At 61.3% G+C, this 12,698-nt stretch carries 9 protein-coding genes and 2 pseudogenes; 4 read left to right on the top strand and 7 right to left on the bottom strand.

What is annotated here, in order from left to right; genetic code table 11:
- The 4 genes and pseudogenes from LB533_RS28450 to LB533_RS28435 form a co-directional block, all read right to left on the bottom strand.
- Window positions 1–840 (bottom strand): annotated as a pseudogene (locus tag LB533_RS28450) (hypothetical protein); the annotation flags it as partial.
- Window positions 833–2,020, bottom strand: a complete 1,188-nt coding sequence (locus LB533_RS28445; RefSeq protein WP_224678745.1) for a TIGR03032 family protein — start codon at window positions 2,018–2,020, stop codon at window positions 833–835. The pseudogene LB533_RS28450 and the gene LB533_RS28445, both read right to left, overlap by 8 nt.
- A gap of 70 nt (window positions 2,021–2,090) precedes the next feature.
- A complete protein-coding gene (locus tag LB533_RS28440; RefSeq protein WP_224678744.1) occupies window positions 2,091–6,371 on the bottom strand; it encodes a hypothetical protein in 4,281 nt (1,426 codons plus the stop codon).
- Window positions 6,372–6,405: 34 nt separating this feature from the next.
- Window positions 6,406–7,314 (bottom strand): hypothetical protein, encoded by a 909-nt coding sequence (locus LB533_RS28435; protein WP_224678743.1) that lies wholly within the window; start codon window positions 7,312–7,314, stop codon window positions 6,406–6,408.
- 326 nt (window positions 7,315–7,640) lie between these two features.
- Between LB533_RS28435 and LB533_RS29975 the strand changes: the two genes are divergently transcribed.
- The gene (locus LB533_RS29975; protein WP_263487753.1) at window positions 7,641–7,763 is read left to right on the top strand and encodes a hypothetical protein; all 123 of its coding nucleotides are present in this window, start codon (window positions 7,641–7,643) and stop codon (window positions 7,761–7,763) included.
- Between the two features lie 875 nt (window positions 7,764–8,638).
- On the opposite strand, the gene LB533_RS28425 is transcribed toward LB533_RS29975, so the two are convergent.
- Window positions 8,639–8,974, bottom strand: coding sequence for a helix-turn-helix transcriptional regulator (locus LB533_RS28425; RefSeq protein WP_224678742.1), 336 nt, complete (start codon window positions 8,972–8,974; stop codon window positions 8,639–8,641).
- Window positions 8,975–9,015: 41 nt separating this feature from the next.
- Complete coding sequence (locus LB533_RS28420) at window positions 9,016–9,183, bottom strand: hypothetical protein (RefSeq protein WP_411970912.1); 168 nt, start codon at window positions 9,181–9,183, stop codon at window positions 9,016–9,018.
- Between the two features lie 398 nt (window positions 9,184–9,581).
- On the opposite strand from LB533_RS28420, the gene LB533_RS28415 reads away from it, so the two are divergent.
- The gene (locus LB533_RS28415; RefSeq protein WP_224678740.1) at window positions 9,582–10,898 is read left to right on the top strand and encodes a YadA-like family protein; all 1,317 of its coding nucleotides are present in this window, start codon (window positions 9,582–9,584) and stop codon (window positions 10,896–10,898) included.
- Window positions 10,899–10,948: 50 nt separating this feature from the next.
- Here LB533_RS28415 and LB533_RS30240 read toward each other — a convergent pair whose 3' ends face one another.
- Window positions 10,949–11,566 carry a hypothetical protein gene (locus LB533_RS30240; RefSeq protein WP_411970911.1) on the bottom strand — a complete coding sequence of 206 codons (618 nt, stop codon included), beginning with the start codon at window positions 11,564–11,566 and terminating at the stop codon, window positions 10,949–10,951.
- A 222-nt stretch (window positions 11,567–11,788) separates the two neighbouring features.
- Between LB533_RS30240 and LB533_RS28405 the strand changes: the two are divergent.
- Both LB533_RS28405 and LB533_RS28400 read left to right on the top strand, forming a co-directional pair.
- Window positions 11,789–12,076, top strand: a pseudogene (locus LB533_RS28405) (IS66 family transposase); the annotation flags it as partial.
- Window positions 12,077–12,224: 148 nt separating this feature from the next.
- Complete coding sequence (locus tag LB533_RS28400) at window positions 12,225–12,494, top strand: hypothetical protein (protein WP_224678739.1); 270 nt, start codon at window positions 12,225–12,227, stop codon at window positions 12,492–12,494.
- The last annotated feature ends 204 nt before the right edge of the window (window positions 12,495–12,698 follow it).

Raw genomic sequence — 12,698 nt, 5'->3', positions numbered from 1 at the left:
CAGTACGCCGCCGTAGTTGCGGGCGTCGATGCCGCGGGTCGCGCCGCTGACATCGACGGCCTCAATCGTCAGGTCGGTCGCCGTGGTACCGTTTACTGCATAGATGCCGGAGCCGTTCGCCCCCGTCACCGTGCCGGTCGCCGTGATCGACAGTGCGCCGCTGCCATTGTTGGTGGCAAGGATGCCGCGATCCGCACCGCTGACATCAGCTGCCTCGATCGTCAGGTCGGTCGCCGTGCTACCGTTCACCGCAAAGATGCCGTAGCTGCCCGTTCCCGTAACCGTGCCGGTCGCGGTGATCGACAGAGCGCCGCTGCCATCGTTGCGGGCGCCGATCCCACTGTACGCGCCGCTGACATCGACGGCTTCGATTGTCACGCCGGTGGCGTTGCCGCTGGCACGCGCTAGGATCCCGTAGCTGCCCCTTCCCGTCACCGTGCCGGTTGCGGTGATCGACAGAGCGCCGCTGCCATCGTTTCGGGCGTAAATGCCCAAAACGGCGCCGGTGATGGTGGACTGATTGTTGTCTGTGAATGTCAGTCCATTCGTGCCGCTCAGCAAAAAGGCGCTGCCGCCGGGGCCGGTGGTGTCGATGCTGAAACCGGGGGCGGTCGTCACCACGAGCGGGGTGCCGGTCAAGGTCTGCGTCGTCGTCGTTGTGTCGCCGCAGGTATAGGTGCCGCCCCCGCCGGTACAGCCCGCATAGGCGCGCCGCACATAGCCGCGATAGCCGCCGATGAAGGCGCTGGTGGCGAGGGCGGTGCCAAGCAATAGATGGCGCCGGAGGCCCCGTCCCCGTCCGGTCGGCATTCCCGGTTTCACTGTTGTGCGTTCATTCATGATCGCCCCTCCGCTCCTCGTGACGGTCTTCAGTCACGCCGTGTCCGGGCCGACTCAGCAGACCGGGAACGCCCGCCCGCCCCTCGCTCGGTGCATGGCTGACGACGCTCGCCGCCTCCGGCGAACCGGGGCTCACCGCCATCGGGCAGGTGTCTCCAGGAAGCACGGCGAGGTCGTATAGTTCGGTGATCGCACCGTCGATGCGGAACCAGTCGACGCAACTTCCCTTCTCAAGGTCAATGATTTGCATGCCGCACCATGGCTCCGAGTCGGCGGCCTTGAGACGCTCCTCCCATGCCAGCCCCTCGAAGCGCTTGTACCGTGGCTTGGAAAGACCGACGAAGGCATAGCGGCCCGAGAACGCAAGCCCGCGCAGGAAGCCCGGGCAGAACGCGACCGGTTCGAAGCGGCCCTTGCCGCCGTTCTTCGGCAACTCGATCGTGCCAAACTCGCCGGTGCCCGAATTGAGCAACCACAGCCTGCCGTTATGGAGGCGCGGCGAATGCGGCATCGAAAGCCCCTCGCACACGATCTCCCCGGTCCTCACATCGATCACCACGCCGCCGTCGGCGCGCCGATCACGCCAGCCGTCGATCGTGTCGGAGCGGCTGACGGCCGTGACATAGGCCGGCTCGCCTTCCCGCATCGCCAGACCGTTCAGGTGGCAGCGGTCCTCGTCCACTAGCGCCGACACGAAGGGCGGCCGCCACACTTCCTCGAAGCTGTAGCGGTCGGAAACGGTGGCCAGGCAGTTGAAGCGGGTGTTAACGAATATCGGCTTGCCGGACGCGTCGACGCCGACGTCATGCGCATCGAGTTCGCCGGTTATATACATGGTGCGCGGCACGTAGCACGCGTCGAAGATCGCGTTGGCGCGCTGATGCAGCTCCAGCGTATTGACGAAGCGGATGAGGTGGAATCCGGCCGCCAGCACGAACGAGCCGTCAGGCACGGGCGCAAGCCCCATCGGCCGCAGGATCGGCGTCTGGTGGACATTGAGCCCGCCCGTGTCGGGGTTACGACCGAGCAGGTAGAGCAGGCCGGACTGATAGGAGGTGAATGCCAGTCCGATGTCGAGCGATCTCAGCCGGGCTACCAGGCCAGCCGACATCGAATAGCCGAGGCGGGGCGCACCGTTCGCCCTTGCTCCGTCGTCGCACTGTCCGAGATCGTCGGCCAATTCGCCATCGCATACTACCATGACATTGCCAGTCCCATGAGATTGCCGCCCCGCATTCGGAGGTATGTTTCTAGAATGTCGAATATTCGAGCAGAACGGCGACATCCGTGAGGTCAGAGAGGTCCGCCGCGCCGAAATCCAGCGTGAAAGGCTGATCTACCGGGACACCGTGGAAGGCGTTCAGCGGCATCGCGCCAGAGCTACCATCCAAGGGCGCCATGTTCGACAGGGCGATGCCCCGCGCGAAGGCGGCACTGGCCGTCTCCCCCGTCCCGGTGGCCGTCAGCAGCACCGAAGCCGGACCTTCGCCGCCGATGCAGAGAAGCGCAATATTCGAGATCGCGCGGGCCGTCCCGTCCGTCGCGCCGAAGCCGGAAAGATCAAGCGCCAGCTGGTTCGCGCTTCCATTCCGAAGGGCCGCCACGCCTGTCGGATTGACTGCCGAACCGGCAAAAAGCATGCACCGGGTCGAGGAGCCTGTCCCCGTTGCGGGTTCGACGAACGCCGCGTCGCTATAAAAGCCGAAGCCGTCGAATGTGATCAGCAGGTCGACCAGGTCGACCGCCGAATCCGGGGCGAGCGTGATCTCCCACTCGGTCGTGAAACCGCTGCCTTCGAATTGCAGCAGCGTTTCTCCCGGAAGCCCGAAGACGTCCATGTCGTCCTTCATGCGGAATTCGGAGATCGGCAGGGCGTCCGGGAAGCGGATCAGCAGCTGTTCAGATGCACCGCCGTCCGTTCCGACGCACGAGACACCGCGATTGCGGAGCGTGCCGCGAACGAGATCGGCGCCGGTCAGTTGCGGTTCCACGCCGACGCTACGAATGCGGAAGCCGAAAAGGCCCGGATAATGTTGCTGTAGCGATGCCTCCTTCGTCGCGAAGCTGCATCGGCCGGTCCGCTTCAATGCGCCGAACGCCAACGGAAATTCACGGGCGAGTGACGTGGTGTGCCGCGCCGGCATGGTGAGCTTGACGCCAGAAAGCCGGCTGTTTTCGAGCGCCGCCAGATCGGCCTGCAAAGTATCCGGACCAGTCAGCCCGCGCATTGCCCTCGGCAGATAGTTCTTGCGGATGATGTTGAGGGGTCGCGCCTGTTCGAAGGCAAGCGCCCGTTCGGCCAGCCAACCCATACGCGCGGCGTTGTCGACATAATAGACCATCAGCCGCTCGGCGACCGTCGCGAGCTTGGCCCAGGTGTCCGCGCTCAGGAAACGATCACGGTCGAAGCGCATCAGGGCATCAGCATATTGCCGGTCGGCTTCGGCGATGCGCTTCTGATAGTCGGCGATCGTGACGGTGCGCCGACGGATGGCGACCTGCGCCATGGCGGCCGGCAGGGCGACGTCCCGCAGCCGCTTGATCTCGTCGGCCCGCCGATTCGCCTCCTTCTCCATGCCTTCCATGCTGATCCACGAGACGTACACGAAGGCCGCCATGCCGCCCATGATCATGGCGCCGCCGCCACCGAGCGCGCCGAGCTCGACCATCGCCTTGCTACCAGTCGATTCGCCGCTCTTGTCCTTCTTGGTGAGCTTGTCGAGCGCGCTCTTGGCGCCGCCCAGATAGTCCTTGAACTGGTTGAAGAAACTGTCGTGGTCGTCGATTTCCTGTTGCTTTTTCTCGATCTGTTTCTTGATCGCCTTGACCTGTTCCTGCGCCAGTTTGACGTCGTTCTGAGCGATCGCGATCTGTTCGTTGGCGATTCCCACGCTCGCCGCCGCCCTCTCGGCCAACAGCGCGGCATACATGCGGTCGAGCTGCGCCTGCTCGAAGCGGTCGGTATAGGCGATGAAATCATTCTGCGCGGATTTCGCGGCCGCGGCGAGGCCGTCGCTTGCATCTTTCAGCGGCCGATAGCGGAGGATCGGCACCATGTCCTCGCGCCAGCCATAGGCGTTGAGCCCCTCCTCGATCAGGAACAAACCGTAATTGGCGCGCTCCACCTGCGCCCGGATGGCCGGATTTCCGATGAGCATGACCATGACGAGGATCGGATCGCCGTCCTTGGGATAGGTCGGTATCGTGCCCGGATCGGCACCGTGCAGGAACAATACGCCCTTATAGAGTTCGCGGGCGCGGCGGATCCCGGACGGATCGTCTGTGCGAAAAAGCTGCTCGGCCCAATCGAGCATGGCACGGCCCTGGGCGATCTTGAAGGCTCGCCATTCGCAGGGCGAGAGCGCGAAGTCCCTATATGGTTCTGTCCTGAACGTCCTAAGCGGATAGGTGTTTTCGCGCGCGCCCTTCTCGTCGTAGGAAACGCTGGTGGTATATGGCAGCGTCTCGTCCGTGAACAGCAGCCGGACTGGGTTGGCCGAAGGCGCCAGTTCGCCCATGCCATGATAGGCATCGATGGTTTCCTGCTCGGCTACTCCGACCGCGATCCCGGTAAGCGCCCCGAGTTCCCTGACGGTCGTCGCATAGTCGCCGAGCGCCTGAGCGATGCAGGCTCGTAGCGCGGGGATGGTCACACCGAGGACATATTCCAGCCAGTGGACATAGAGGACGCCGCACTCCAGCGGCGCCTTGACCCGTCGCATGGTCTGGCCTTCGTCCATCGACACATTTGGCAAGCTCTCGACTATCGGCCAGAACGGATTGTACAGAGGAAAGTCGGGGGCCTGAAAGAAGGTCTCAAGGGTGGCCAGGCCTTCGAGCGTGCTCGTGTCGATCGCGGCCCTCTCCTCGAGATCGAGGGCGCGCCTTTCCTTGTCGGAAAAGTTTCGTGGCTGGAAGATGAACTCGCTCCGGTACCAACCCTGCTTCAGAAGCTCGCTCAGAATGACGCCTCCGAGCGTGCCGGTCTCGGTCAACGAAGTCATCGCGCCGCCGAAATCATTGTTGTCGATCTGCCAGATCGCACCCTTCAGCTTGTCGACAACGGTGAACAAGGAGACGATAAGCGCGCCGACTCCGTCCGTGCTTTCCGTCGGCGGCTGGTTTTCCTCGCTGAATTCCTGCTCGCCGTTGGCAGCGTCGAAATCGCTTTTCCCCCACAGTTGGGTGAACTCATTTCGGTAAGCCGGCGAGAAGTCGGGGATCGTGCGGCGAATATCGAAGAGATTCTCGCAATAAAATGGCTTCCGCCGCTCAAGCCATTCTTCATATTGGAGATAGAATGGCGCTTTGCCGGCAAACTGACGCGGAATGATGGGCTTAGGCCGCAGCGGATCCGTATAGATGTCGGGTTTCGCATCATACGGGTCGAACGGCGCCTGGAAGCTGTCCGAGAGGAAGCCGCGCAGCGCGTCGACGTTGAGCTGCATCCGTGATGTCGTCGCTCCCGCCAGCGTATCGAAGCGGACACGGAGCCGTTTTTCCAGCTCGGTTCGGCTCGAACCCGACAATTGGACCAGCTTCGTCAGATAGTCCTCGGAGGATTCGCCCGCCGTCTTCGCCGGCACCTCGACCGCCGTCTTGCCGAAGCCGCCGGCCTCCTTCGCCGTCGTGAGCGCCGGTTTTAAGATTTCTGCGAGCAAGGTTGCCGGATTCTTCTGCGTCTCATCGAAAGTTCGGAAATTCTGATGCAGGCGATTATTGAGCTGCGTTTCGAGCGTCGAAGCCGGCACATCGCGCTTGCCGATCAGTGGCAGCATCTCGTGCATGAAGCGCGCTGCGCTCACCCAGACGCCTCGCAGATAATCGCGGTAGAGACCGAGATCGGATTTGTCGCCGAACGGCCATGGGCCGGGCGCCAACTGGTCCGTCACCGATCCAGTGAGGCGGCCCGCGTCGATAATCTCGAAATCGAGCAATTGATCGCGGCCGTTTCTGCTGCCGCTCCTATCGGCCTTCTTCATTTCGATGTCTAAATCACCCAGCGCCCTCAGCCGCGCCTCGGCCGTCCATGTGGTGACGGGGCTGTCGAGCCAAGGCGTGGCGAGCTGGTTGCTGAGATCTCCTGCTGTCGCCAGCCGGTTCACAGCCAGGAAGGCGCCGAGTGATTTCAGGTCCTCTTTCGGAACAGATTTCGTCCGCGGCTTGACTTTGACGAAGAGCGCCAGTCCGCTGCGCGATCCTTTCGGAGGCTCGATCGCGCTTGTCGCGAGCCTATTCCCGCTCGCGGCAAGGACGGACGTGGATTCCGATGAGATGCGGAGAAAGCGATAGGCCTCGCGCACGTCAGGCGTATCGGCAAGGTGCAGCGCAAAGCTGCCATCCCTGCCGCTGACCGTCTCGCCGAGCACGACCGTCCTCTCCTTCCCGACGAGCGGACCCTTGAGCGTGGCGGTCCATGCGAGGGCGATGCCAGAGACAGGCAAACGGGTGCCCTGATGCCGCGTGGTTCCCGAAAGGATGACTTCGTCGACCAGTGCTGCGGAAGCTTCTGAGTTGAAATTGGATGACATCGAGCCACCTCCCAGCCCTTGTGTTTGGAACAACTTACAGGTGCAAAGCCTCGGGGCCAGCCCTCATATGAAGGCAGTCGATCCGACCTTCCTCAGCAACCGCTGAACCGAGGACACCTTCGACACTCGCCTGTGGCGGGACCTGCGTTGTATGATTGTTGACCGTAGTGCTCAGATTGGTGATGTCCGTGCCGCTCTGGGCGAGCTGTGCCGGCAGATTTTTATCCAATGTGACGACATCGAATATGGACGCAGCCAAATTGCCGTCGCCGTCCGTCGTCATCGGATAGGTGGCGGCGCCCTGCGCATCCTTGCTCGCCTGCGAGTTGACGCCGGCCAGCGTATAGGTGTTTCCACCGTTGCCGATGGCGACCTGGTTATCCAAGTTTGTTGCCGTGTTGGAGCTTAATGCGGTTGCATAGGATGCCTTGGTCTTGGCGAGGCAACCAACCGGCGTCGAAAGCACCAGGCCATTCGCGCCTTGCCCGGCTTCTGCTACGGGACCAATGGCTGTACGGTACAGATTCGGTTCGATCTGATTGGCGAATCCTGCCTTGGTTTGTGAACCGACCGCAAGACTCTGTCCGAAAGCGTTGGCATCTTCCCCAACGGCCGTATCGTTGTTGGAAGGGGTATCATCGCGTCCGGTCTTGGCGAAACCCCCGACAGCAATTGAAGATTCGCCGTAGGTATCGGCACCGCCATAGGACAAGCTGTTATGTCCATAGTCGTCCCCACCTGCGCCCTCCGTGGCGGATGCGTGGTGCACGAACATCACGACCGACAGGCCGACCACGCTGACAGGGATTGGCTTTGCGGCGCTGGCCGGCGCGGATGACAAGAGCGTCGCGACGACGCCGGCAGAGTGGCGAATCCCGGAAGGGCATGCTCCACCCGCTCGCTCCGCCACTCCGGAAATGCCGAGCAACCCCCAAACGCCCATCGCCCACCCGTTTCCGTTCCGTGCGACTGAAGGTCCGCCGCCACATGCCCGATAGGCGACCCGCCAAACAGGCGCGCTCACCTTATGAATCGAACATTGAAGACGGGATGAGAGTTCGAACAGTCGTCATATGACGACTGTTCGAAGTTTTTGCCGCGCAATCAAGGGCATCCGGTACCAGTGTGTTGCTTGCCGGTCACATATTCTATTGCCCTAATTTTCGCACTGGAGAATTCGTACGTACAATGTTCATTTACAATGAATTTGCGGGTGGGCTTCTGTGTGCCAACGTTCTCAATCCCTTTACGCAGTATTGAGTAAAACTTATGGCTGACATCGCCATCGAAGCGATTTCGACAGTTGTTGGCCGGATCTATGAAGCCGCCTACGATCAGGAGCGTTGGCTTGCAGAGCCTCGATCAGGCGATCATGTTCGGGACGATTGTTGAGGACCTGCAGCCGGCGACGGCGTTTCTGGTTCGGCGCTTCGATCAGCACCTCATTGCGTATCTTTGGCGATATCGATCGCTACCAGCACCGCATCGACAGGTGTAGAATTTGGAGTGGTCATGGTCGGTCTCTCCGGAATAGACGCGGACAAAACGGGGAGCGCAACACGCGAAGTCGCTGCTGGCTTCGCTTTAGCCAGGCCAGCCGTCCAACATTGGGCTGCCATCGGCCAACAAGCGGCGATCGGGGTTGATTGCCGAAGTCAATCAGGCTGCTAGATTTCCCTCAATGATAGCTCAAAGGTACCGCATCAGGAAAGAGATTGACGAGACGTGGACGGTGTTCGACTTGTTCACCGGTTTGCCGGCTGAACTTGAGGGACATCCCTCCATCGACCTCGAAATGGAGTATGCCCAGGAGGTGGCCGGTATCCTCAACGCGCATCAAAATGGAAGGCTAGCCCGACGAGACATAAGTAACACTTAAACCTCGACCTCTTGCGCCTCGTAGATCAGCGCCCTCGAGGGTGTCGAGACTGAAGCTCAGCGGTCCTTTCTCGCGCGAGAGGGATGTACCGAGGTTCAGGACTACGTGATTGGCTGGCCTGCGTCCATTGAGACCTTTTTCGATTTGACCGCAGGGGCAAAGCCGGGCTCATGTACCGGATTCCGGGCTCTAAGCTCCATTCTGGAAGCGCTGGTAGAGACGCCCAGTCGGTCTCGGAGCAACCGCTGAAATCCCGAAGCGCGGGCAGGTCTCGGCGCCGCATCACCATAGCCTGAAGTGCAGATCCAAAAACAGCAGCTAAGAGCTTTGGTCCTTGGCGGCAACTCGCCTGTGGTGTAACGGCCTCGTCAAGCTCCGGCGGTGCCGGCTACCTGTCCAAGCCCCGGAGCGTTTCCGCGCTCTTGAGAAGCGCGACCAGCTCGCTTTGCTTGCGCGTGCGGGTCTTGGCGAAAATCCGTTCGATATAAGTGCGGCAGGTCTTTACCGTGATGCTTGAGTCTGCTGCGACTTCCTTCAGCGTTCGCCCAGACACCAAAGCCGCGGCAAGCCGGGCTTCCGCCGGGGTCAGATCGAACAGCTTTCGGACACGCGTATCGAAGCCATCGTGTGTGCGCCCGGCGACTTCGGTGACCATGATCACAGCGCGACGTTCGATGCCCAGACCATAGGCGCGGGCGTCGACGAATGGCGCAACTGACAGCACCAGCCGTGCCCGTTCCGATCGCTCGTGATCAGATGGCATTATCAGTGTTCCTCCGTCCCGGGCATGGCGCCGTCACGAAGCGTGCAGGTGTCCGCGACCAGCCGCTGGAGCTTCTGGGCATCCATGGGATCGCGGGCGACGATTGTGCCGCCATGCAGCTTCAGTGGGCTGTCGGGCCGCTGCAGCATCGCCTCGGCCGCTTCGTTCATCTGTGCGATCTGTTGATGGCCATTCACCACAAACACCCCCAACGGCAGGTGCGAGAACGCCGATGTAGGCGGCCTCATAGATCTGGCCAACCACCGTCGAGACCGCTTCGATGCTGGCGTAAGCCATGGTCGTTCCCCTGCTGCGCAAGTGGCCGAGAAGCCTAGCACATAGATGCTCACGTGTAAGTTGCATTGTCGCTGGACGGATATTGCCTCCCAATGCCGTGCCGATAATTAGTGCAAATGAATGTGTTACTTTGCGGCAACAGCCGCTCCTGAGAAGCCGCCAGCGGCCCGCAAACCCGCGAACAGTCGTCATTTGACGACTGTTCGCGATCGGTCGGCAACTTCAGTCTTGGCGCGAATGTATCGCTCCTATCAAGACAGGAAACTCAGGCATGATGCTTGCCGGCACAAAATTACAGATCCAAGACCCGTTGCGAGTAACGTCCATCAAGCCAATCCGGTTCGCGGTTTCTCTTCTGGTTCTTGCCCTTGTGGCCTTGCCAGTCATACCGGGCAGAGCCTTGGCTGATGAGTGCCTGGATGAGGGAAGCGGAGGATTTTCGTGCGGCTTCAATTCGCTAGCTGGCGAACAAAGCGCCGCTTACGGCATCGGCTCGGCGGCCGGCGATCATGCGACGGCCCTTGGCTACCAATCTTGGGCCGCAGGGGGCGACAATGTCGCTGTCGGCGCTGATACAAGGGCTTCGCTTGGCGCGAGCAACACCGACAATGTGGCCATTGGCACTGACGCATGGGCAGGCGCCACCGCGGCAGGGCAGAACAATTCCGTTGCCGTTGGATCTTCCGCCCGCTCAAATGCCGCCAATGCGACTTCCCTTGGCGCCAACGCCGGCGCCAACTTCAATGGCGCGATGGCTCTAGGCAGCGATGCGCAGGCCACTCGCGACAATCAGGTGATGCTCGGCACGGCTGGAAACACCTATACGCTTGCAGGGGTCAACTCGCAGGCCAGCAAGGGCGCGCAAAGCGGAATGACCTATCTGATGACAACGGACGGCGATGGCAACCTGGCTGCTTCCACCTTCGATGTCGCGACGCTGGAAAACCTGCCAGCACAGGTGGCTCAGAACAGTAGCGACATCACCGATCTGAGCACGACGGTCAACAACAACACGACGCAGATCACCGCCAATACGGCCGAACTCGCCGATCATGAGACGCGCATCACGAACAACACCGCGCAGATCACAGCCAATACCGCCGAGCTCGCCGATCATGAGATGCGCATCACGAACAACACCGCGCAGATCACAACCAATACGGCTGAGCTCGCCGACCACGAGACCCGCATCACCAACAATACCAACACGCTGAATGTGCACACCACCCAGATCGCCGGCCTCGACAGCCGGGTGACAACAAACACCAACAATATCGCGCTTCTGGACGGCCGCGTCGGTGCGCTGGAATCCGGTGTCCAGGATCTTGGCAACCAGATCAGCGAAAACCGCTCGGAAGCACGCGCCGGCACGGCGCTCGCGCTGGCAACGGCAGGACTGCGTTACGACGACAGGCCCGGCAAACTTTCGCTCGCCGGCGGCTTCGGCAATTTCAAGGGGCAATCGGGCCTCGCGCTCGGCCTCGGCTACAATCCCAGTCTGGATTTTCGTCTCAACGGCGCGATCTCGGCGACGACGAACCACGGCGATGTCGGCGTCAGCCTCGGTGCTTCTTGGACCCTCAACTGATCTTGACTGGGGCAGTATCAACCGCACGCGCGCGGCGGACCGGCGTGTGGTCAGACTGTCTTGGGCGGGGGGCGATCGTCGCCGGCGCTCTTCTGGCGCTGGCGACGATCCTTGGGCCGCTGCCCGCCCATGGGCAAGCCAAGGAGAAGAGGGTCGGGCAGAAGGCGGCTCGGCCCGCCGATATCGACCGCAATGGCGTGCTGATCCTGACGCGGAATGCGCTGCTGGCACTCGACCAGGCCAACAAGACCGGCAACTACACGGTGCTGCGTGATCTTGGCTCTCCGAACTTCCAGGCCAACAGCGCCGCCCGGCTCGGCGATATCTTTGCCAGCCTGCGCAAGCAGGCGCAGCAGTGTTAGCCGGGCAGCAAGCGAAATTGGCACTTCGGCTGTCAGAAAATCATCGACCTGAACGAATGCCGCGGGTTGCAACTTGTACATGCTCTGGACGCTGTCGGATTTCCTCCAGCTGTCACCGGCGATAAATGCGTCCAGCTCGGCCTGGACGTTCAGCGTCGATCGGCCACGGGGCGGCCGTCCTTCATTGAATACGAAAATCGTCCCGCTCGCGGATTCCGAAGCCCCCGCGACTGCCTCAAGAGCATCGACCCACGAGTCAGGCACAAAAGCCGCCTCGTAGATCTTATCGACAAGATCGTTGAGCATGGGCGTCCACCGCAAGTTTGATCGGTTGCGACGCCCTCAAGCAGCATCCGATTTCGCTAAGACCAAATTGGCACGGCGGACAAAGGCATGCAACCCTGAATTGCCTCCCATTGCAGCTTGACGCCTGATCGCTTCGGTCTTTCATCACTCGGGCTCCTGGTTGCGAGGAGCGCGACATTGCTTCCACTTGGGTTGCAAGGAGAGAGGATGGAAAGGCTGCTGCGACCATGGAACGGAAGCGACGCACCGGGCGTCGCCTATGTCTATGCGCCGGACCGAAAGGCGGAGCGACCGATTGCTCATCTCGTAGGCTTTACCGGAATCCTGCAGGTCGACGGATATGGTGGCTATCGGGTGCTCGCCGACAAGAGCGGCGCAACGCTCGCCTTCTGCTGGGCGCACGTGCGCCGGCGCTTCTACGAACTCGCCGCAGCCGGTCCGACGCCGATCGCGAGCGAGGCGCTCCGGCGCATCGTAGAGCTATATCGCGTCGAGGACGACATCCGCGGCTTCCGTCTGAGTTAGCTGAGGACCCTCCCTACCAACAGCTTCGAGGGTCGCCTTAACGGAGACCACACTACCCACGGGGGCGTCCTTCAACACTGCACAGATGACGTCCTTAGCTGTGTGTGACAGTAGACGGGATGTCTGAGCACCCATGATCGCCTCCTACCCCAAGACGTCGATTCGTGCGCCACTTTTGGAAAAAAACAAGAGCTGGAATCGTACCAAGCCGGGGGTCGGAATATTTGCTAAAAATTTCTTTGCGGATGATCGGACAACTGGCATGCGCCCCGAACCCCGTACCCCCCATCTTACAGCGCCGTATGCCTTTTGGATTGCCCGTCATGAGCGCGACCGGTTTGCCCATTACTGTATTCTCTGCAGGCGGATGCGCTGGGACTGGTTTAAGCAATCAGAGACGTAGCTGCTTCGATCGGGTAAGCCGCCTGATCGGCTGACTTGCAATGGTCAATCCAGCCTAAGGCACTGGTAGTCGGTCCTGGCGAAGGACCTTGTCCTTGTCGGCGATCACGCAAAGACCTGCGCAATGAGAATCGTGTTGTCGGGCTCGCTGAGTGATGGCTCGCGCGGACTGGCCGCGATCGCTTGTTGAACTAGACGGTTCCGC

This window comes from Mesorhizobium sp. BR1-1-13, assembly GCF_020165515.1.
In the GTDB taxonomy this organism is placed as follows: Bacteria; Pseudomonadota; Alphaproteobacteria; order Rhizobiales; family Rhizobiaceae; genus Mesorhizobium.
Note: the sequence above shows the minus strand (reverse complement) of the source record. Positions and strands in the feature narration are given on the sequence as shown.